Origin of the sequence: Rhizobium skierniewicense Ch11 (assembly GCF_023757665.1) — a bacterium.
Lineage (GTDB): Bacteria > Pseudomonadota > Alphaproteobacteria > Rhizobiales > Rhizobiaceae > Agrobacterium > Agrobacterium skierniewicense.
On sequence record NZ_RXPG01000012.1, the window covers coordinates 83,185 to 104,452 of the forward strand.

A 21,268-nucleotide genomic window follows, 5' to 3' on the forward strand; every position below is an offset into this window, starting at 1 on the left:
CTGGCACCCTACGGAAACCACATGCTGGATCACCAACGTGGTGCTTTACATGTCCGAAGTGCCCGAGTTGCAGATTCTGCCGGGTTTTTGGCTTCAGCACCGCCAATTTCGAATTGATTCACCCCGTGTAAGCCAATGGTGTCACGGTTTTAACTTCACAGCGCCACAATCGGTCATTCTGTGAAAGCCTCCTCACGTTTGCGGCGGATACTCGGCGCCAGCACAAGGGCCAGCACAAAGACGGCGAACACCAGCAATGACAGACTGAGGGGGCTACGCAAAAAGATTGACGGATCGCCCTGGCTAATCAGCATGGCGCGGCGCAGGTTCTCTTCCAGCATAGGCCCGAGGATGAATCCAAGCAAAAGCGGCGCGGGCTCGAAGCGCATCTTGGTGAGCGCGAAACCAACGATGCTGAAGCCTGCCATGACGAAGACGTCGAAGACGCTGTTGTTGATGCTGTAGGCACCGATACAGCAGAAGGCGATGATCGCCGGAAACAGCAAGTGATAGGGTACTGTCAGCATGCGCACCCAAAGCCCAATAAGAGGGAGGTTGAGGATAACCAGCATCAGATTGCCCGACCACATCGAGACGATCATGCCCCAGAACAGTTCAGGCTCGTCGGAAATCACGTTTGGTCCGGGTGTGATACCCTGGATGATCATCGCCCCCACCATCAGTGCCATGACTGGATTGCCAGGAATACCAAGTGTCAGCATCGGAATGAAGGAGGTCTGCGCTCCAGCATTGTTCGCTGATTCCGGTGCGGCAACGCCCTCTATAGCTCCCTTGCCGAATTCGGCCCGGTTCGAGGATATCCGCTTTTCCATCGCATAGGAGGCGAACGAGGCAAGCATTGCCCCGCCTCCCGGCAGTACGCCGAGGAACGAGCCAAGGGCAGTGCCGCGCAGAACAGGCGCGATGATCCGCTTCAAATCCTCTTGCGTCAGCATCAGGCCGGTCACCTTCTTGACCCCGACCGAACGCTCCTGCTCGTTTTCCAGATTGCGAAGGATTTCGCATATCCCGAATATGCCCATACTGACTGCGACGAAGTTTAAACCATCGTAGAGTTCCGGGATATCGAACACATAACGGGGTGTCCCACTTTCGACATCCGTCCCAATCGTCCCCAGCACAAGTCCGAAAACAATCATCGCAAACGCTTTTAGCAACGATCCGCTGGCAAGCGCGACCGACGCCACAAGGCCAAGGACCATCAGCGAGAAATATTCCGCAGGCCCGAAATTAAGTGCCACCGCTGCAAGTGGCGGGGCTGCGACCGCGAGCAAGATGGTTGCTACGGTTCCGGCGAAGAAAGAGCCGAGAGCCGCTGTTGCAAGCGCTGCTCCCGCTCGGCCGTTGCGCGCCATCTGGTAACCGTCGATCGCGGTGACGACGGATGAGCTCTCACCCGGCAGGTTGATAAGAATGGCTGTGGTCGAGCCTCCGTACTGGGCCCCGTAGAAGATGCCGGCCAGCATGATCAGTGCCGATTCCGGCGGCAGGCCGAAGGTGATCGGTAAAAGCATAGCGATGGTCGCAGTCGGCCCAAGACCCGGCAGAACGCCGATCGCGGTGCCCAAAAGACAACCGACAAAGCCGTAGAACAGGTTCATCGGCATGAATGCTGTCGAGGCACCCAGCCACAGGTTAGAGAAGATATCCATAAGCATTCCAATCCGGTTTCGTCGGCTGGTTGGCGAGCTTTAAGTGAGGTCGCCGATGAAGGGCACCCAAGGGCCGAAGGCGCTAACAGGAAGCGACAGAAGTTTCGTGAACACCAGCACGGAACAGACGGCCAGAAAGAGGCCGAGCAGGATCGAATGACGCCAGTTGGCATAACGGCTCGCCGACGCCACCCCGGCTATCAGCAGCACGACGGTAGGCGCGAGACCGAGACCGGACAACAGCAGTCCGAAGCCTATCGGCGCGGCGACTACCAAGCTGTACGCCTTCCAGTTCCATACCTCCGGCTCGTCGTCTTCAGCATCAACCATAAGCGACTGAACGATGATCATCGCACCGATCACCAACAGAATGAGGCTCAGCATCGCCGGGAAGTAGCCCGGACCCATCCGAAAGGAGTCTCCGACTTCCAGTTCCCGACCGAACCATAAAAATAGCAGTCCGATGCAGATCATTGTCACACCGCCAACGAAGTCGCGGCCATTTCTAATTTTCAGCATGGCAGGATACTCGCGTGTGAAAGAGGTGCCGGCCGACGACTGGTCCCCGGCCGGCAGATTACGTTATTGCAGCGGCACGCTGGCCGCCTTGATTACGTCGGCCCACTTTGCTGTTTCCTGATCAATGAAAACTTGGAATTCGGCAGACGTATTGCCAACTGGCGTCACACCCATCGCCTTGAGCTTTTCCTGCATTGCCGGCTCGGCGATGATCGCCTGCACTTCCTTGCTGAGCTTTTCGACGATTTCCGGTGGCGTGCCGGGAGGCGCGAATAGGCCGTGCCACGAAGTCGCGTCGAAGCCGGGAATAACGCTCGCCATGGTTGGCACGTCGGGCAAGAGAGCGGCCCTTTCCAGGCTGGTGACGGCCAGCGCCTTCACCTTGCCAGCCTTCACCTGCTGGGCGGCCGTGGGGATGTTGTCGAACATCATATCAACGTGTCCCGCGACGACATCGAGGATGGCCTGGCTGCTGCCCTTGTAGGGCACATGAGTGATCTTGATGTCCGCCTTGGTCGCTAGCAACTCGCCCGCCAGGTGGATCGATGTGCCCACGCCCGAGGATGCGTATGTGTGCTTACCCGGCTCCGTTTTCAGGAACGCAATCAGTTCCTCGACACTGTTGGCCTTGATCTTGTCGGGGTTGACGACCAGAACGTTCGGCAGGCTGGCGATCAGAGAAATTGGCGCGAAGCCCTTTTCCTTGTCATAAGGCAGTTTTTTGTAAAGAGTCTGGTTGATGGCATTCGAGCTCACCGTGCCCATGCCGATGGTGTAGCCATCAGGCTTGGAACGAGCAAGATCGCCAAGACCAATGTTCCCCCCAGCGCCCGGCTTGTTTTCAACAATGAAACGCTGTCCCAGCCGCTTGTCGAGTTCTTCCGCGACGAGGCGGCCGAAAGTGTCCGTATTGCCGCCAGCCGCGAACGGAACGACAACGGTTACGGTTTTGGTTGGATAGTCCTGCGCAAGGCTCGGCTGGAGGCCGGATGCACATATTACGGCCATAGCGGCCGCGAACGTCTTCAAACGTTTGAGATTCATTGTAATTCCTCCACTTTTCCGGCGTCTGGCCGGCCCGGCTAGACCACTCCCGGCATCCTCCTACCGGTAAAATGGAAGCGCTTTCATTTTATCGGTAAATCCCTCGCCTGCAACCTTGATGTGCAAAAATATTATAATGCAAATTCAATACTTTATTATTTTTATCGACATTCCGACAATCGAATCCCTTGATTACACGAAAAATGAAAGCGTAACTCATTTTAACAGGAGCGATGATCATGTCCGACTATAACAAGCGAAAGCACATCACGACCAGTGGTCCGGTAACGCTCGCTGATATCGCCAAACTAGCCGGCGTCTCGCCCGTCACGGTATCGCGCGCCATTAATACCCCGGCACTGGTCAAACCACGAACTTTGGAAGCGATTGAGAAGGTCATCGCTCGAACAGGGTATGTGCCGAACCTTCTGGCTGGCGGCCTTGCCTCCAGAAAAACCCGACTGATCGCAGCAATCGTCCCGTCTGTCGCCAGCACTATCTTTGCCGAAACCATTGAAGGCCTTAATGCCGAACTGGTCTCCGCCGGTTACCAGCTTCTACTTGGTTTATCCGGATACGATGCGGGGCGTGAACTAGAACTTACCCGCGCCATCCTTGCCCGGCGTCCCGACGGCATTATCCTGACCGGCATCACCCATCTCAAGGAAACCCGAGCCATGCTCACAGGTGCTGGCCTCCCGATCGTCGAAATTTGGGATTCAACACCCTCGCCACTCGATACCGCGGTCGGCTTTTCACACGATGGCGTCGGGGCAATGGCCGCTGAGCATCTACTCATCCGTGGCTATGATCGCTATGCACAGATCGGCGCCAACGACCCACGCGCAGTCCAACGTCGCGATGGCTTCGTCAATCGCCTCAAGGGCATTGCAAATGTAGAGCTTCCGGAGCTGGACATGAGCTCCCCGTCAACCTTCCGTGATGGACGCCTTGCGATGGCGCAACTCCTCGCTCGCGGCGAGGATACGTTGGGCGTCTTTTGCTCGTCGGATGTGGTTGCCCACGGCGCCCTTGCGGAAGCGCACGCACGAGGATGCCGCATGCCCGATAAGCTCGCCATTATCGGCTTCGGTGACTTCGATTTCGCACCCCATACACATCCGCCGCTCACTACAATACGGATCGACCGCCGCGATATCGGCACCCAGGCGGCCCGGTCTATCCTCAGGAAAATCGAAGGTGACCCAAATGTCGAAACGATGATTACCATCGACTTTCGCATCGTCGCCCGAGGGACAGCCTGACGTATCGTTCGCTCAGGATCGCGTGCCGAACTCTGCTACTCCACGCGTCCACAGTCCGGCCTGTTGCGACAGCGTGATACCCAGACCCGGCCGGTTCGGCACCAGCATCCTGCCGTCTTTGATTTCCAAACGCTCGTTGAACAAAGGATCAAGCCAATCGAAATGCTCTACCCAGGGCTCAAGCTCATAAGCGGCGGCGAGATGCAGGTGGATTTCCATCGCAAAATGCGGGGCTAGCTGCAGCTTCTTCGCTTCTGCAAGCGCACAGATCTTCAAAAACTGCGTGATGCCGCCTACGCGCGGCGCGTCTGGCTGAATGAAATCCACGGAATTGTTTTGGATAAGGGCCACATGTTCCTGGACGCTCGCCAGCATTTCACCGGTTGCAATGGGCGTATCAAGCTGGGCTGCCAGCGCAGCGTGCCCCTCGATATCGTAGGCATCCAGCGGTTCTTCTATCCACGTCAGATGATAGCGCTCCATCAGCCGACCGAAGCGCATTGCGCTTGGACGATCCCATTGCTGGTTTGCATCGACCATCATCGCCGCGCGATCGCCAATTTGCTCATGAACCGCCGCAACACGCTTGAGGTCAACATTCATGTCTGGCTGCCCGACCTTGATCTTGATGCCGCCAATGCCTGCCGCAATTGACTGCTCAACATTGTCGAGAACTTCTTCGATTGGCGATGAAAGGAACCCGCCTGATGTATTGTAGCACCGGACGCTTTCACGATGGGCTCCAAGCAGCTTAGCAAGCGGTAGACCGGCGCGTTTGGCTTTGAGATCCCAAAGCGCGACGTCGAAGGCCGCTATTGCCTGCACTGCAAGTCCGCTACGCCCGACGGACGCACCAGCCCAGCACAACTTGGTCCATAGCTTCCCAATATCGTTCGGATCTTCGCCGATGAGAACATGGGCTATTTCCTTGGCATGTTCGTACTGCCCTGGCCCGCCCGCACGCTTGGAATAGCTGAAGCCAATGCCGCTGTGGCCATCCTTGGTCTCTATCTCCGCAAACAGGAAAGCCACCTCGGTGAGCGGTTTCTGTCGCCCGGTCAAAACCTTCGCGTCGCTGATCGGCGTCTTCAGTGGCAGGTAGATCGACGAGAGCCTGATCCAGGCAATGCTGTCCGCATTCATCGCATTTTGGGATAGGTTCGTTGGTAGCTTTTGCGCGTTCATGTCTCCACCCTATTTCAGCTGTCGCCCTCCCCAGAGTGCGTTTCTCTTGACCAGTATCCGTCCGATCAATTTAAGTCCAAATCGAATATTAATGGATATCGATACAGGGATTGAATTAATGCTTGATTTGGGACAAGTCAGATCTTTCGTTACGGTCGCATCCGAACTGAATTTCAGCCGAGCGGCACGGCGTCTGAACATGACCCAGCCGCCCCTAAGCCGTCAGATCAGACTGCTCGAGCAAGAGCTGGATGTTGTACTTTTTGAGCGCACCAGTCGACGGGTCACGCTCACGGCTGCGGGACATGCCTTTCTCGTTGAAGCTCAAAAACTTCTTGCTCAGGGTGATGCAGCGAAGACCGCTGCTCGCCGCGCTGCCCGGGGCAGTGCCGGCTCAATCCGTATCGCCTTCATCGGTGCCGCGACGTACGGCTTCCTGCCGCGCTTTATCGAAGAAACTCGGGCACTTGCGCCGCAGATCGAGCTCGAGTTGGTGCAGATGGAAACGGCCGAACAGCTGCAGTCGATCAATCGTGGGGAGATCGATATGGGTCTGTCCCGCCCGCTTTCAGGCGCACATCAACTGGAAAGTCTCAGCGTTGTGCGTGAACTCATGATGTTAGCCATACCAAGAGCCCACCCGCTTGCGGCGAGGCGCAGGCCTGGACTGGACGCCTTGAACAATATGCCGATAATTATGTTCTCACCTCAAGCGCGCTATTTGCACGATAAGGTCACCGCATTGATAGCAGAACATGGCATCACGCCGCGAATCGTCCAAAGTATCACCCATTCGCAGGCCATCCTGTCTCTGGTCAGCGCCGGTCTGGGCCTTGCAATCGTGCCTGCTGCAACCCGTAACGCTTGTTTTGACAATGTCGTATTCCGCCCTCTCGACCTCCGGCACCAGTGTATCGCAGAGCTGCATGCCATCTGGTGTGCTGAGAATAGTAATCCCGCCTTACCCGAAATTCGCGACGTTATCGCGGGCTCTTCGGTCAGCGGCCTCTCCGTCTGAACAGACGCTAGCCGCGGCAATGCACAACCGTGCGTTACAACGCAGACATCGAAACTGCCTTTCTGTGGGGAACGCAAAAACAAAGCTAAGTGAAAAGGGAACGTGCTGTTCAGGTCGTCGCAGAACGGCGTACGAGAGGCGCCGCAGATAGCGACTGACCGAAAGTCCGGCGGTAACCAGAGAGGTTATGGGTTTTGTCGCACAATTTGAAAAGGCAGCTAAGACAGCTATTTCTGGACGCAGTTATGCAGCAAGTGAAGCGAATTGCTGAAATGCCGATTGGCCGTTCGCCTGAAACTGCTGCTTTCGGATCATGTGGGCCACCTTTATGCCATCCACGGTCGCTGACTCGGACCGGAAGGATTTGAAGCTCTTCATCGGACCAGTCAGCTTCTTGATGAACCGGTGGTCCTGCTCAAGCATGTTTTTGAGATATTTGACCTGCAGGATTTCGATCAGCCAGAACCATCCCGGCAACAGTAGAAGCCAGTTGATGTTTTGCAAGCCTACGAGGTTCGCGCCGCTCTTGTCGATGACGACCTTTTCTGGCCAACCGCTCTTCTTGATCGTGCGTGGGAAGAAGGCGCTGGCCGCGGCTTCATCGCGACGCTTAGACAACATGAAATCAAGGGTTTTGCCGAATTTATCGACCGCCCGATAGAAATATGTCCACTTGCCTTTGACCAGGATATAGGTCTCGTCCGTCCAACAGCAGAAATGAGTTGCAGATTTCCGGCGATGGGCCTGGCTGGCGATCAGCGACGACTATTTCAAGACCCATCTGTTCAGCGTCGCGTGGTCGACTACGACGACGCGCTCGGCGACATCTCTTCCAGGTCTCGATAGGAGACAGCATATCTGACGTCGAAAAATACCACGTATATAATCATGTCTTTCGGGTAGTGATCGCATTTGAGATCGGCCATGTTCGGGGAACTCAGCCTGCGGGCTCATCTTCCGCTAGATTTATAACATCAGTCGTCACGTTGCAAACGATCCAAACAAATTGCGACAAAGCCACATGGAAAGGGCACAGATATACAATACGTGCTTGTATTTACCATCAATGTTCAGCGGCTCGACACTCCCGATTTAGATGACGCAGAACCTGAAGTTACAGCTTTACCGAAACTTTCCTCCACTGAATTCATGCTTTTGTCACAATTTTTGATTGCATTCTCTCCAGATTTTGACAGGTAATTGATATTTTGTCCAAGCCGATTACCGGGTTCCCGTGATCGACCAGCCTTTGTCCGCCGATTTCATCCAGGCCAGCCGTGTTTTGAAGGTGAAGTCGAACCGCGACCGCCGATCAGCTGAGAACTGCACCGCAACCTATGTGGCTCAACCGAACCTCAGATCAAAAAGACGACGTCCGCGATTTTGAGAGCCAGATCGATGAACATGTTCTCTATGAGCTTTTCGATCTCCTGGAAGACCGCCGCGCGGCCGTCTTCTGGCAATGTGATGCGGGCGCCGATGTCCTCTATCGGCATCTTCGCGGCATCAACAAAGTTACCTATCCGCCTCGGTCTTATTCCCGCGCTGCTCGCGCCAAATACCTAGCTTTTCCTGTGCGCTACGATCGGAGAAAAAGAACAGGACCGCATCCTCTTCAGCCTTTAGCGTGCGCCAGCACCAGCCGGGAAGGGCCATTACATCGTTCTTCCCCAGCTTATAGACCTCCCCACGCAGCTTAACGGTAACCAAACCTTCTGCCACGATAACGGCCTGATTGTCGGTCGCACGATAGGGCGAGGTCTCAAAACCAGTGGGCAAATAGGACAGCCACGCGGCGATCATCGGCATTACCCATCCGCCATCCAGCGGGTTCGCGTAGCGCAAGCTATAGCCCTGAAATGCATCGGCGGAGACGGAGGCTTTCAGGGCCATCAATGCAGCGCGTGCGCGATCATAGGGGTAGCTGAAAACAGGAGAGGTCTTTCCGAACGGCGAGATCGGGTCCATCGGCAGCATGCCAGACCCGAATTCCGACAGGGAGTGGCCGTTCTTACGGGTAATCTGCTGCTGGTTATCGTCCAGTTCTTCTGAGAACCCGCATTCGAAAATGTTGACCAGCGGCACATCCAGCGCATCCACCCAGATGCATGGACCCTGCCCATCATGACCGTGATCATGCCAGGTGCCGCTAGGGGTGATGACGAGATCGCCATGCTTCATGTCGGCACGCTCGCCCGCCACTGTGGTGTAACCGCCATCGCTCTCCAGAATGAAGCGAAGCGCACCGGCTGCGTGTCTGTGTGCCGGTGCCGTTTCGCCCGGGAGGATCAATTGCATTCCGGCATAAAGCGTGGAATTGATCCGCGATGTGCCGGGAAAGGCCGGGTTTTCGAACACCAGAACCCGACGTTCGGCCTCTTGGGCAGTCAAGAGTGTGCCGGCCTCGAGCAGAAGAGGTCGCACCTCCTCAAAGCGCCAGATATGGGCGAGGGTGCGGTTGTTCGGTTCACGCGGCACCAGGCCTTTCATGCGCTCCCACAGAGGAACAAGTGAGCCTGGCTCTAGGCGGCTGTAGAAGTCGTGGCGCTGCTGGGTTGTTGCCGTCATCATGTATATCCTTTCTACCTGTATCAGGCGCTTCGCCCGTGGTGGATGTCGTCGATTTTGAGATGCATGTGCCCACCTCCCAGCCGCGAAACGCACGCGCAAATGCTGTCGCGTGCGGCCCGCTCATGGTCGCTGAGAAAAACGTCACGATGATCCAGTGGCCCATCGAGAGCAATGACGTGGAGCTTGCAGAGGCCGCACTCACCGCGCCGACAGTCGCTCAAGACCTCGTGGCCGCTGGCCAGGAGGGCGTCCAGCGGGCTTTCATCCTCTCCCACCTCAACACTGCGACCGCTCTCTTCCACCGTCACTCTGAAGGGTACGCTTGTTAGGCTTCCGGAATTTGCAAATGTTTCGTAGCGGAGGTTTTCAATTGGCAGTCCGCGATCCCGCCAGGCGGACTTGACCGCGTCCATCATCCCCCGAGGTCCGCACATGAAGACCAGCGTATCTGGTGCCAGTCCAGCGATCAGCTCCGGGACGTTAAGCGTTTGTCCAAGGCTGTCGAACCGCGTTTGCAGTGCGTTCCCGAGTACCTCGCGCAGTTCCGGAACAAAGGCGGCGTCCTCGGGAGCGCGAGCGCAATAGATCATACTGAGTGGCTTGCCGGTGCGCTTAAGCGCCCGCACCATGCCGGTCATCGGTGTGACGCCGATACCTCCGGCCAGGATCAGGTAGCTTTGTCCCGAGAAGGCAGGGCGCAGGACATTGCCATTGCCGGAGATGACAATCGAGTCACCTGGTGTCAGCAAACACATGTATTTCGACCCACCCTTGCTGGCGGGTTCCAGCCGCACCGCGATGGTCAGTGCGTGCGGTGCCTTGCCGTCGTCGACTACCGAGTAGGAACGAGTGATGATGCGACCACCTTTGGGCACGTCGAAGGTCACATGAGCTCCCGCTTCCATCTCCAGGACGCCCGACGGCACTTCAAAGCGGATCAGCCGGATCGCTGCTGTGATCTGCTTGGTCTCGAAGACCTTCGCTTCGATATTCAAGCTGGCTGTTCTCATGGATATTCCTCCCGATCCTTCGCTGAGAAGCTCCCTCCTCGGAACCTCGCAAGTGTTGCGTTCAGCCGACGTTGCGAGCGTCGCCGCGTTCGTGAGCGAGCATCTCGTCCACCTTGCGTCGTGCCCATGCGCCCCCCGCATCGATGTTAAGGTCATAGAAAATCTTGTCTGGGTTGGCTTCGATTGCGCGTTGTTGGGCTTCAAGGATGTCTTCGTCCTGGGCAAAGATCCTGCCTACTCCTTCCCGCCAGATTGTCGTGAGGCTGACGCTGTCGATTCGGAAGTTGCGATTGGCAGACCAGAAATAATGCGTCGTCGTCTCCGTTTCGGGGGTGATGGCAAAGGTGATCTGACCGTTCACGCCCTGCGAGCGGTCGCCCTGCGGCGCGCCGCTCCCAGCCGGAGCGACACCAACATCCAGTGAAATAGTGGAAGGGGCGGTGAAGTTGATAATCTGCCAACGATCCACCAGGCCCGGCTTACCCAGTTGCTCGGCCCAAAAGCTGGGTGCGTCTTGGTTGAGGATCCAGCGGGTCACCCGAGCGCGACCCGCGCCATGATTCACTTGGAAAGGCGCTTCTGCCACCGCATCATTTCCGATGGAACCCGCATGAACAAATGTCTCATGTGTCAGGTCCATCAGGTTGTCGATCGCGAGCAGGTAGTTCGCCTTCAGTTGCAGAGTGCGACCGTCACCGGTCCATTCCGGGTCGTCGTTCCAATGGAGATCGGGGATCAAGTTGGTATCTGCTGCGACAGGGTTACCCATCCAGACCCAGGCCAGCCTGTGTCTCTCCACCAAGGGATAGGTCCGTACACAGGCAGCGGGATTGATTGTATCCTGCGACGGCATGTGTACGCAGCGACCGCCGGGTTCAAAGACGAGACCATGATAGGGACACACGACATTGTCGCCGACAAGGTGGCCCTTGGATAGAGGGGCGAGGCGGTGCCAACAAGCGTTGTCCATTGCCACTGCCGCACCATCACGCTTGCGATAGAAAAGCAGCGACTTCGCGCAGATGGTTCGTGCCAGCATTCTCGTCTTCGTCAACTCGTGATCCCACGAGACGGCGTACCAAGCATTGAGCGGATAACTTCTTTCGGTCATTTTCGTCCTCCCTTACATCGTTCATTTTATCGGGCCAGGGAGCCACAGCGACAGCGCCGGAAAGGCAGTCAGCACATTTCGCAAGCAGATGGAAAAGCGTGCCAATCCTTGCAGTTTCATCTGTTTCTCCTCCCGGTTGGGCCTATGACCCCAGACAATCTTCCGATTTTCAGGCTGCGTTCCCGATCCAACCCTCCCCGATCGGATTCTTGCAGCCATCATCACGCCATGTCGGCGAAATGTCGTAAAGCCAGGACAGGCCCTGATAATGCCGCTCGACGGGCCATGATCTGATTTCTGCGTTGCGCATGTCGCGTGCCGCGCCGCTTGCATGGTAGATTTCGCCGTAGAGGCGGGCCTGCATCTGCACCCGTGTCGTGCGCAGGTAGCGGGCGTCACGATAGCGCAGGAATGCGCGTTCGACATTTTCGCCCTCATTCACCAGCATATCGGCAAGACAGACGGCATCTTCTATCGCCATATTCGCACCCTGTGCCAAGTACTGAAGCATGGGGTGTGCTGCGTCTCCCAACAAAGCGATCCGCCCCTTAACCCACTCACGGATCGGATCGCGGTCGTTCAGAACCCACATCCGCCAGCTTTCGATCTTTCCGAGCAGGGTGCGTACCTGCTCGCATTTGTCGGTAAAGGCGGCATGTAGCTCGGCGGGGTCGCCGTAGTCATTCCAGCCTTCCGAGAAGCGCTGCGAATGAAACACTGCGACGAGGTTGAACAATTCGCCGCCACGCAACGGATATTGCACAAGGTGCGCCTTCTCCCCGGCCCAGAGGGTCATGGTATTGGATCGCAATTCCTCGGGGACATCCGTGCTCGGTAAAACGGCACGGTAGGCGATATGTCCAGCCGGGCGTGTCTTGCTTTCACCGGCGACAATCTGCCGGGTCAGCGACCAGATCCCGTCGGCACCGATCAGCGCTGCGCCAGAGTAAGTCTCGCCCGTCTCGGTGCGAACCTCGACGCCACCTTCGTCCTGCTTGATCGACACAGCCTTGCTGTTGACATGCATGGAGACCAAAGGCGAGACAGCGCACCGGCGCAGAAAAGCCGAATGGAGATCGGCCCGGTGAATGACCGCATAGGGAAAGCCGAAAAGCCGGCGAAAATCCTCGCCAGCCGGGATACTGGCGATAATCTCTGCGGTTACGCTGTCGCGCATCATCAGGTGATCGGGAAAGGCGGAGATGGCATTGACATCCTCAACCATTTCGAGACGCTGAAACATCTTGTAACTGTTCGGCCCCAGCTGGATGCCAGCGCCGATTTCGGCAAATTGCGGGGCCTGCTCCAGGACAGTTACCCTCTTTCCAATTCTCGACAAAGAGTAGGCAGCAGCCAGGCCACCGATGCCGCCGCCGATGATGATGAAATCTTGCTTTTGCATGGTTTGCCTCTTCTCACGCGACATCGATGGTGATGCTGCCGACGCCGTCGATCCCCGCGACAATTCGGTCTCCCCGTTCTACGGGCCCCACGCCCTCAGGCGTTCCGGTGAAGATCAGGTCTCCCGGATGAAGCGTGTAGAAGCTGGATGCGAATTCGATCAGTTCGGACACACTGAGAACGAGGTCACGGGTATTTGCCTTCTGTCGCGTCAGCCCATTGACTGTTAATTCGAAATCCAAGCAGGCAGGATCGGGGAGTTCGTCGGCGGTCACGAGCCACGGACCCAGGACCGAATAGGTATCGAGGGACTTGCGGAAACTGCGATCTTCCGGGCCACGCACTGTCATGTCGAGCGCGACCGCATAGCCGGCAACATAATCGAGAGCTTCGGCAGCGGGAACGTTCTTGGCGATGCGTCCGATCACCACGGCCAGCTCGATCTCATGATCATTGCGACGCTCGGGCTTTCCGATAACGACGCGATCCGATGGGCCGATCAAAGAAGAACTCGCCTTTAAGAAGAGGCCGATATCACGGATCTGGCGCATATGCGCCTCATTGCCGTGATGCAGATCGACCTGGTCACGCACCTCATTGAGATGCTTCTGGTAATTGACAGGAGCCGAGTGTGGGCAAAAAAGAGTTGAGTGAATTCGGTCCGTTCTAAATCCTTCGGATTTGCTTGGGACTCATGGGCGACCGACAGGGGCTGGAAGGATTTCACCCGTCACCAATACGTCCGATGGACGGAGTGTTATGCACGTGATCTGACGGGCAGAGAGTGATCGCTGATCACTCTATTGATGCCGACGCCACGCAGGCTCCAGCCGACTGCGCAAGCTAGAATTGCGCGAAGCTCTGAATGCACTGCTTTATATCGCCACGGCTAAGTGCCAATGATGAATGTCGCCGGAGGTTTTTCCACTTCTTCGACCGTACTGGGGTATTTCGATGGATGGCGGGCGAGTGGCTTGTGGCTGCGGATCAGCCCTCATCTCTTTATGGAGGCGTGACAGCTGGAAGGAAAGAAAGCCTCAACGACGGCAGGCGTGATAGACAGTTAGAGCGTTGAAATGACTGAATGCGGGGGATTGCGGGCTATAATGCGGGTGAGACCACAAACTGCGTTTGCGCTGAGATCAAAGGCCGCAAGCGCACTATCGTTATCGATACGCTTGGCCCCATGGTGGGGCTGATTGGTCACGGTGCTGAGATTCAAGACCCCGACGGTGCAACAGCAGCTCTCAAAACCGTCGTCAGACGTTGGCCGCGGCTCCGGCAAATCTTTGCCGATGGCGGTTACGTCGGGCCGAAGCTCCTGGTCACATTGTGCAGTGTCGCGGCGTTCACGTTGAAGCGCGTCAAGCGAACAGATGAGGTAAAAGGCTTTGCAGTGCGGCCGCGTCATTGGGTCGTGGAGAGCGCGCATTCGCCGGGCTTCGTTGATGCAGGCGGCTGACCAAGGATTGGGAGACACCAGTTGCCTCCGCTGAAGCGTGGGTTCTCTTCGTCCATATCCGCATGCTCACCCGAAAGCTAACAGGCTAAAACGTTTATTGATTTCTTTTCGATTCTTTCTCTGAGAAAAGATAAAGTTCGGCATGACAACGTGACGCTGCTGGCCGCGGTTGATATGAAAAGACGCGTCGCAGGCGATTTTGGAGGGGACTGGCGTTGGACTTCATGAAACTGCTGAAGTCTCTCGAAGAATTGCTGTACGAGCTGGTTTCATGGCTTTTGTTTTATCCGTTGACCATGTGGCGATCAGTTGTCAGGCCCCTCGGCATGATGCGCTACGCGGACAACGAACTGGCTGATCAAACGGAAGATCAGTACGAGGACACCCTAAGTCCGCCATTGTTCCTTTTGATTACCCTTCTCCTTTCACAAGGCCTCTCAGGGGCTCTTCCTTCAGATTACGATCCAACTACCGCTGCGGCCGAACTCGGCTCCGGTTCCAACCTGCTCATTGCCAGAGGGGTGATCTTCGGGATTTACCCGCTCTGTATGGCGGTGACGCTTTTGCGATCCAAGAAGGTGAGGATCACGCGTGACACGCTGCGCGCACCCTTCTTCAGCCAGTGTTATGTGGCCGCGCCCTTCGCATTCGTTCTCGTTCTTGGGGTTGATTTTTTCAGCATGCCGCATCGGCAAGCCTTTAGTGCGGGCCTTTTTACCGTGTCCGTTGCCACTATTTGGTATGCGCAGGCACAAGTTCGCTGGTTCATGCGAGACTTGGGTATCGGATTCGGGAAGGCAACCGGTATATTCATGATTGCGCTGTTTACCGCTACCTTTTCAGCATTAACGCTCGCGATCATGATAAGCCTCGATGCCAAGAACATCGCTTCAGGAACGGGTTGAGGTGCCATCCGATTCCATTTCAGGGCCGGGGGGCGATCGGAAAGATGCGACGATGGTTTTTTCAGGAAGTTGACAAACGTCCGCAACGCCGGGGACTGATTACGGCGGCTCGGCAACCAGGGGGTAGCGGCAAAGCGTTCGCATCAAATTAGAAAACGGAGATTTGCGTAAGGCGACGGCTGGCAGGCTACGGCGCAGCCATCGATGCTGGAATGAGGCGACCACAATCTGGCGAACCCAGAACGTAGGCTCGCCGCAGAGATGGTCATGCAATCCGCCATGTCCCTGACGACCCACTCGTGAACATAGGCGTCGATAGTGGCTGGTGCTGAAGAGCCGCAATGGCCGGAACGAAGTGGTTGGTCTGGCTGTGGAAGCTCGCCAATCCCGATAAGAATGCAAACAGAGGCTTTTGATCACCACTGCCATAGCCGAACGTATGGACATCCTGATCCAACATTTCCACGTCCTGCCGCTCGATACCCAGAACGCACCGCATCATCTGGAGCTAAGACTTGGCCGCCAACCATAACAAGGTCAATGTCGACGGCAATATCTGGTGCGGCTGGGGCAGCAACGGTGCGCCCTGTACCGAGCCCGAAGACCTCAACGGCTTCAAGATGCACAATTCGCAAGGCAAGGCCATCGGCTTCAACCGTCCAATGGAGTGGTGCACGAACCTCTTTTTCGGCGGCGCCAAGACGGACCGCCTTTATTGGCCTCGTCGCCACTCGGTTTACCCGCCTTTGTAACAATACGCGGCACCGTATGATCGTGAGCATTTCGATATCAACTGAAGGGTGAAGCAAGATTCCGGTCCGCGCGTCTTTCCTTTCGAACCCGAAAACCTGTAGCTGGGCTGTTTTCACGCAGGGATAACCAAAAGTTGACCCTGCATGGTGCACTGCGGAAGCCACCTATCTCAGCAGCCTTGAATTCGCCGAATTTTAAGTCAGTGTACAAGGAATACATTCCTTTTCCGGAGATCGGCCATGGCGCTTGGCGCATCGCATCGCTTGCAGGAAAGCCTGACGGCGGTCGAAACGATGACACGTTTCGCCCTTGCCGTTCTCGCACTCGCTTCCGGCGTCTACACCTATCTGGGCGTGCGCAGCATTCTGGATGGCTCGCCAACGGCTGTCTTTTTTGCCGCCATCATATACTCTGCTTCAGTATCCGTCGGCATCTACGCCTTCTGGTCCTACATGGCGCGGTTTTATCCGCACGTCACCAGTCGTTCCAGCCGCACTGCCTTGCTGGCGGTGATGGCTGCTGGCTGCGTGATGATCCTGGCCATGTCGAGCTGGCTGAATGCTGCCGCGCTCGCAGGATCGGCGGCACTAGAGCAGCATCTGGCGGAAACGGTCGAGGATTACACGGAAGATCTGGATCAGGCGCACCAGAATGCGCTGGCAGCACAGAGCCTGTTGCCGGACATTCAACGCGCCAAGGAGCGCTTCACCCAGCTTGCGGCATCCGAACGACAGTCCGGCGCGCTGACCGGCACCACCGGTTCCGGCAGCGTCGTTTCGCTGCTATCGCAGATGTCGTCGCAACTGAACGAGCTGGAAAACGGCATCAATGCCTCGCGTGAGCAGGTTACCAGCCTGTTCAACGAAGGTCAGAAACGACTCGAGACCATGCGTGGTCTGGTCTCGGCACCTGGCGTCGTCGAACCACGCGCAGACAAATTCTCGTCTGAAGTCGTGGCCCTGACCGGCGTCATTACCTCGCTGGGGCAAACCTCGATCGCCCCCTCCATCCGCCGTGCGGCTGACGATCTTTCGCTCGGCTTCATCGCTCCGATCCCCGATGGCGGCGAACAGGATCTGATCACCCGTCAGGACCGCGTGATGGAAACCATCCGCGCTTCAGTTGCTGCGCAGTCCAAGGTGCTGTCCGACGCCGCCGATGAAATTCTCTCGCGCGCTCCCGTCGCCGAGCGGCGTTTCGTGCCGCTATCGTCAGCGGAAGCCGTCTTGCGTTATGCTTCCGACTTCATTCCCGCATGGGCAGGGGCTATTTCCATCGACCTGTTGCCAGGTGTCATGGTGTTCATTCTGGCGATTGTAAATGGTGCCATCCGCAGGCAGGAGGAGACCATGCCATTTGCTGAACGGATTACCGTGGCGGAACTGATGCAGGCACTGGCGATGCAGAAGGCTGTAGCGGCCGAAACCCTCTCTGCCAGCGAAGTGCAGGCTACAGAAGAGACCATTGCGGAAGCTGAAAACAGCATGGACGAGACGGAGGCCAATAACATCACCAGTCTCGGTCTCAACAAAACGCCGCGCAAAGGCCCGGCGACATGAAACCGACATCCGCGCTCAAGGCTTTGATCAGCGTAGACGACGGCGTGTTGATGCGCGGCGCCTTCTACGTGCTGCTCGTGGCAGCGGCTGCCTTTCTGGTGGTCGATATCCGTGAGATCAGTACGGCTGAAGCGGCGAGACCGGGTCTTGAAACATTGCCGGATGTGCCGACCTTTCTCCCGCCGACGACCGCTCCAGGAGCGCCTGGCGCACCGCCAGTCCAACCCTCGAGCCCGGAGGAAGTCTTGCGCAAGCCGATGACATTCAATCTCGTCTCCGGGGGCGTGCTCGTTGCCGAAGGCACCATCGACCCCGGCGCAGCTGGCCGTTTTGCCAGCGAGGTCGAGGCCCGGGGAGAGTATATCAAATTGGTCTCTTTGGACTCACCGGGAGGTTCGGTCGACGACGCCATCGCGATGTCAAAGCTGATCCGGGAGAGAAAGATCGCCACGAAGGTTGCGAAAAAGGCACTCTGCGCCTCCTCCTGCCCGATCGTCTTTGCCGGTGGCGTGACACGATCGGCGGAAAAAGATGCCGTGGTGGGCGTCCATCAGGTGTTCAATGGCGGCATCGATCGTCCGTCACCGGACCAAGCGATGTCCAGTGCTCAGGCAATCACCGCGCGCGTCTCGCGACATCTCGATGAAATGGGTATCGGCGCCGGTTTGTGGATCCATGCGCTGGAGACCCCGCCCAACCAGCTCTATTATCTGACGCCCGCAGAAATGGTGAAATATCGGCTGACGACAGACGCAATCCCTGTAGTTGGAACAAGCGCTGGCTGATGAAGCAAGGTGCAGCCGCCCGGCATTCAGCCTTTCTCCTCTTAAAAGCCATTGTCACGTCCGACTTCCGCAAAAGGGGTAGGATCGGCAGACCATCCATTTTGAGGGTTTCGTCGATCTCGCTGCTGCCATGATCTGGCTACGCTCCATGTCGATCCGACCTAGTCAAGGTCTCAGATAGAATGTCCTCTCAAAAGTCTTTGAAAATATCATCGGACACTGCGACGGTTACGATGAACGAATAGCTTAGATTTTGGGTGACCGAGGAGGGTCGCCCATCTCTATTTCCACTGCTATCACTTCTTACTTCAGCAGGACCCAACTTAAATTTTTAAGATTTATAAAGGCTAATTGCATGGTTTGACGTGTTGGCCGGAATTCCCGTCATAGAATCATTATGCTTTAAGCTTTTTCGCGTTTGCTCATTCGTAATATAAATGCAGCGAGCGATTGTCATGAGCCTTTACCCGATTCCCAACGATGACGAAAAACGAATCGAGGTACTGGATAGCTTCGCGCTGATGGATACGGCACCTGAACGGGAATACGACCACATTATACAAATGGCGTCTCGGATTTTTGATGTCCCAACCGTTCTGATTTCTTTGGTACATCGTGATCGGCAATTTTTTAAAGCTCGTATCGGCCTGGATGTGTGCGAAACTGGACGAGATGTTTCGTTTTGCACCTACGCAATGATGGAATCCAGAGTCTTTGTTATCCCGGATGCATCTAAAGACGTGCGCTTCCGATCAAATGCGCTGGTCACCGGATATCCGAATATTCGCTTCTATGCTGGTGCGCCGCTTATAAGCTCTGGTGGGCATGCACTTGGAAGCTTATGCTTGATCGATCCGAAACCGAGGAAGACATTTTCGGAGCGTGACCAGCGTACACTTCAGGATCTTGCAGCGATGGTCCTCGAAAGAATGGAGGTGCGGCGGTTAGAACGGGATATCGAGAATAGCCGTAACAAATTCATCAACGTTACATCTACATCTCCAGACGCTATCATCTGCGCGAACGGCAAAAACCAGATCACGTCATGGAATGCATCGGCCGAAGGAATTTTCGGTTATTCTAAAGAAGAAGCGCTAGGTAAGCCCCTCGACATTATTGTGCCGGACGCAATGCGCGCCAGACATTGCGCTGGTCTCGACAGGGTGGTGACCGGCGCCCATCCGAGGATCATAGGGACATCCGTTAATTTGACGGCTAAACGTCGTGACGGCTCCGACGTTCCCATCCAGCTTTCCCTATCGCAGTGGAATGAAGCGGGTGAACCCCAGTTCGGTGCAATTATTCGCGATATGACGAGCCGCATGGAAGCAATGGAGCAATTAAAACATGCTGCTGAATTCGATCATCTTACCGGCCTCGCAAATAGATCAAGTTTGAAGCAACGAATTCGAGAGGCCTGTGACAACCAAGCGCATTTCGCGATTCTCCTCATAGATCTGGACGGTTTCAAGGACGTAAACGACACACTAGGACACTCTGCAGGCGACTCTGTTCTCAAGATCATAGCTCACCGTCTTCGTGAAAGCGTTCCTTCCCACCACATGGCAGCCCGGCTGGGCGGGGACGAGTTTGTCATCGTGATGTCTGAAACGGCGGATCCTATAAAAACCAGTGAGTTTGCTTCGAAACTCATCTCTGTTATCGAGGAACCTATCGAATTCGACAACGAGTCCATTCACATCGGGGCCAGTATCGGTATTGCGCTTAAATCGGGCCCGGAAGATGACAGTGAGCGGATGCTCGGGAACGCAGATTTGGCGCTGTATCAGGCGAAGGCAGACGGTCGCCACCTCGTGCGCATATTTACTCCTGAGCTTCGCCAAACGGCCTTGAAGAAGGGAGCCATGAGCTCCTCGATCCGTCAAGCCTGGGAAAATCGCGAATTTGAGCTGTATTACCAGCCTCAGATCAAACTCAGCGATGGCAGCCTATCCGGGGCAGAGGCGCTGATAAGGTGGAACCATCCACAGCTTGGCGTCGTCTCGCCTGCCGCTTTTTTGCCTGCACTAGAGGCAAGCCTTCTTGCTGTTCCCGTGGGCGAGTGGATAGTACGCACGGCGTGTGCGCAGGCAGCGCAATGGCGACAGGCCGGTTACGAAAATTTCAGGATCGGCGTCAATTTGTTCGCTGCCCAGTTCAGGGCGCGGGATTTTGCGAAATCCGTCGAGACAGCACTTGCGGAAAGCTATTTACCGCCGACGGCGCTGGAATTAGAGATAACGGAAAATATCATCCTGAAAAACGAACAACGCATCATGCAGCCCCTTCATCATCTTCGCTCACGCGGCGTGGGCATTGCTTTCGATGACTTTGGAACCGGTTTCGCGTCGCTCAGCCTTTTGAAGGACTATCCTGTCAGCCGCCTGAAGATCGATCGATCCTTTGTCAGTGGCGGTGAGCGTAATAAGAAAGATGAGGCGATCATTGAAGCAGTTACCCGACTGGCGGCAGGATTTGACCTTGAAGTCATTGCTGAAGGCATTGAGACTGTCGAACAGGAACACCTGATGCAGCACTATGCGTGCGATGAAGGGCAGGGCTATCTCTACGGTCGCCCTGTGAAAGCGAGTGACTTCGCACGTCTTCATTTGACAACTGCTACAAACCTTATTTCGACAGGAGTTTGAAGTTAACGTGGTCAAACCACTGATGGGCTTGTGGTGCTCAGAAATTCAGAAGGGTTGAGGGAACGATCGCAGCGCTTGAGGCGAAATTAACCCTTGGCACCCATTAGTCTGCGCCGTTGATTAGGCCTTAGGCCCAATCGACATTTAGGGTTCCCAAATCATTCGATCGCTGATTCGTAGAGCGTGGTGTTTGTCACGGAGCATGTTGATGGCAACGAAGCGATATGAGTTGAAGGGCGAGCGTCCGGCGAAAGCATCTTTCGGGTGTCGAGAGATGGAATCTAGTTGTTCAGTCCCGGCATTTGATGGATCGGATTTAGGATGAAACGATTTGGCTCGATTGTCCATCGTTTGCAGAT

General features: G+C 56.0%; 19 protein-coding genes and 2 pseudogenes. 8 read left to right on the forward strand and 13 right to left on the reverse strand.

The genetic code is table 11. From position 1 onward, the window contains the following. Positions 1 to 173: 173 nt before the first annotated feature. From EKM04_RS11680 to EKM04_RS11690, 3 genes are all read right to left on the reverse strand, one after another. Positions 174 to 1,673, reverse strand: a complete 1,500-nt coding sequence (locus tag EKM04_RS11680) for a tripartite tricarboxylate transporter permease (protein ID WP_174155687.1) — start codon at positions 1,671 to 1,673, stop codon at positions 174 to 176. Between the two features lie 39 nt (positions 1,674 to 1,712). Next, positions 1,713 to 2,192, reverse strand: coding sequence for a tripartite tricarboxylate transporter TctB family protein (locus EKM04_RS11685; RefSeq protein WP_174155688.1), 480 nt, complete (start codon positions 2,190 to 2,192; stop codon positions 1,713 to 1,715). A gap of 63 nt (positions 2,193 to 2,255) precedes the next feature. Beyond that, entirely contained in the window at positions 2,256 to 3,236 is a 981-nt protein-coding gene (locus EKM04_RS11690) for a Bug family tripartite tricarboxylate transporter substrate binding protein (protein ID WP_174155689.1), read from the reverse strand. Between the two features lie 239 nt (positions 3,237 to 3,475). Between EKM04_RS11690 and EKM04_RS11695 the strand changes: the two genes are divergently transcribed. Then, positions 3,476 to 4,501, forward strand: a complete 1,026-nt coding sequence (locus EKM04_RS11695) for a LacI family DNA-binding transcriptional regulator (RefSeq protein WP_183897548.1) — start codon at positions 3,476 to 3,478, stop codon at positions 4,499 to 4,501. Positions 4,502 to 4,513: 12 nt separating this feature from the next. Here the strand turns inward: EKM04_RS11695 and EKM04_RS11700 are convergent, their stop codons facing one another. Further along, complete coding sequence (locus tag EKM04_RS11700; protein ID WP_286089341.1) at positions 4,514 to 5,686, reverse strand: L-talarate/galactarate dehydratase; 1,173 nt, start codon at positions 5,684 to 5,686, stop codon at positions 4,514 to 4,516. Between the two features lie 46 nt (positions 5,687 to 5,732). On the opposite strand from EKM04_RS11700, the gene EKM04_RS11705 reads away from it, so the two are divergent. Further along, on the forward strand, positions 5,733 to 6,704 hold the full coding sequence (locus EKM04_RS11705) for a LysR family transcriptional regulator (RefSeq protein WP_234911040.1): 972 nt from the start codon (positions 5,733 to 5,735) through the stop codon (positions 6,702 to 6,704). A 243-nt stretch (positions 6,705 to 6,947) separates the two neighbouring features. Here the strand turns inward: EKM04_RS11705 and EKM04_RS11710 are convergent. The 7 genes and pseudogenes from EKM04_RS11710 to EKM04_RS11740 form a co-directional block, all read right to left on the reverse strand. Beyond that, positions 6,948 to 7,630, reverse strand: a pseudogene (locus EKM04_RS11710) (IS6 family transposase). Positions 7,631 to 8,059: 429 nt separating this feature from the next. After that, positions 8,060 to 8,200: a hypothetical protein gene (locus EKM04_RS11715; RefSeq protein ID WP_183897547.1), complete on the reverse strand. Its 141-nt coding sequence runs from the start codon at positions 8,198 to 8,200 to the stop codon at positions 8,060 to 8,062. A 19-nt stretch (positions 8,201 to 8,219) separates the two neighbouring features. Further along, positions 8,220 to 9,272 (reverse strand): cupin domain-containing protein, encoded by a 1,053-nt coding sequence (locus EKM04_RS11720; RefSeq protein WP_234911039.1) that lies wholly within the window; start codon positions 9,270 to 9,272, stop codon positions 8,220 to 8,222. A 23-nt stretch (positions 9,273 to 9,295) separates the two neighbouring features. Next, the gene (locus EKM04_RS11725) at positions 9,296 to 10,285 is read right to left on the reverse strand and encodes a PDR/VanB family oxidoreductase (protein ID WP_183897545.1); all 990 of its coding nucleotides are present in this window, start codon (positions 10,283 to 10,285) and stop codon (positions 9,296 to 9,298) included. Positions 10,286 to 10,346: 61 nt separating this feature from the next. Next, positions 10,347 to 11,396, reverse strand: coding sequence for an aromatic ring-hydroxylating dioxygenase subunit alpha (locus tag EKM04_RS11730; protein ID WP_183897544.1), 1,050 nt, complete (start codon positions 11,394 to 11,396; stop codon positions 10,347 to 10,349). A gap of 169 nt (positions 11,397 to 11,565) precedes the next feature. Beyond that, positions 11,566 to 12,798 (reverse strand): 3-hydroxybenzoate 6-monooxygenase, encoded by a 1,233-nt coding sequence (locus EKM04_RS11735; RefSeq protein WP_183897543.1) that lies wholly within the window; start codon positions 12,796 to 12,798, stop codon positions 11,566 to 11,568. 13 nt (positions 12,799 to 12,811) lie between these two features. Further along, positions 12,812 to 13,453 carry a fumarylacetoacetate hydrolase family protein gene (locus tag EKM04_RS11740; RefSeq protein ID WP_183897614.1) on the reverse strand — a complete coding sequence of 214 codons (642 nt, stop codon included), beginning with the start codon at positions 13,451 to 13,453 and terminating at the stop codon, positions 12,812 to 12,814. On the opposite strand from EKM04_RS11740, the pseudogene EKM04_RS11745 reads away from it, so the two are divergent. Both EKM04_RS11745 and EKM04_RS11750 read left to right on the forward strand, forming a co-directional pair. Continuing rightward, positions 13,448 to 14,348 (forward strand): annotated as a pseudogene (locus EKM04_RS11745) (IS5 family transposase). The gene EKM04_RS11740 and the pseudogene EKM04_RS11745 overlap by 6 nt on opposite strands. Positions 14,349 to 14,483: 135 nt before the next feature. Then, a complete protein-coding gene (locus tag EKM04_RS11750) occupies positions 14,484 to 15,164 on the forward strand; it encodes a permease (protein WP_234911038.1) in 681 nt (226 codons plus the stop codon). Positions 15,165 to 15,429: 265 nt separating this feature from the next. Here EKM04_RS11750 and EKM04_RS11755 read toward each other — a convergent pair whose 3' ends face one another. After that, positions 15,430 to 15,624: a hypothetical protein gene (locus EKM04_RS11755; RefSeq protein WP_183897541.1), complete on the reverse strand. Its 195-nt coding sequence runs from the start codon at positions 15,622 to 15,624 to the stop codon at positions 15,430 to 15,432. Positions 15,625 to 15,679: 55 nt separating this feature from the next. Between EKM04_RS11755 and EKM04_RS11760 the strand changes: the two genes are divergently transcribed. The 4 genes from EKM04_RS11760 to EKM04_RS11775 all read left to right on the forward strand — a co-directional run bounded on the left by EKM04_RS11760 (position 15,680) and on the right by EKM04_RS11775 (position 20,909). Continuing rightward, complete coding sequence (locus EKM04_RS11760) at positions 15,680 to 15,916, forward strand: hypothetical protein (protein WP_183897540.1); 237 nt, start codon at positions 15,680 to 15,682, stop codon at positions 15,914 to 15,916. A gap of 240 nt (positions 15,917 to 16,156) precedes the next feature. After that, a complete protein-coding gene (locus tag EKM04_RS11765; RefSeq protein ID WP_183897539.1) occupies positions 16,157 to 17,476 on the forward strand; it encodes a hypothetical protein in 1,320 nt (439 codons plus the stop codon). Beyond that, positions 17,473 to 18,261 carry a COG3904 family protein gene (locus EKM04_RS11770; RefSeq protein WP_183897538.1) on the forward strand — a complete coding sequence of 263 codons (789 nt, stop codon included), beginning with the start codon at positions 17,473 to 17,475 and terminating at the stop codon, positions 18,259 to 18,261. Before EKM04_RS11765 ends, EKM04_RS11770 begins: the two co-directional genes overlap by 4 nt. Positions 18,262 to 18,716: 455 nt before the next feature. Continuing rightward, positions 18,717 to 20,909: a putative bifunctional diguanylate cyclase/phosphodiesterase gene (locus tag EKM04_RS11775; protein ID WP_183897537.1), complete on the forward strand. Its 2,193-nt coding sequence runs from the start codon at positions 18,717 to 18,719 to the stop codon at positions 20,907 to 20,909. Between the two features lie 144 nt (positions 20,910 to 21,053). On the opposite strand, the gene EKM04_RS11780 is transcribed toward EKM04_RS11775, so the two are convergent. Further along, the coding region (locus EKM04_RS11780) for a hypothetical protein (RefSeq protein ID WP_252094063.1) at positions 21,054 to 21,268 on the reverse strand (215 nt) is incomplete at its 5' end.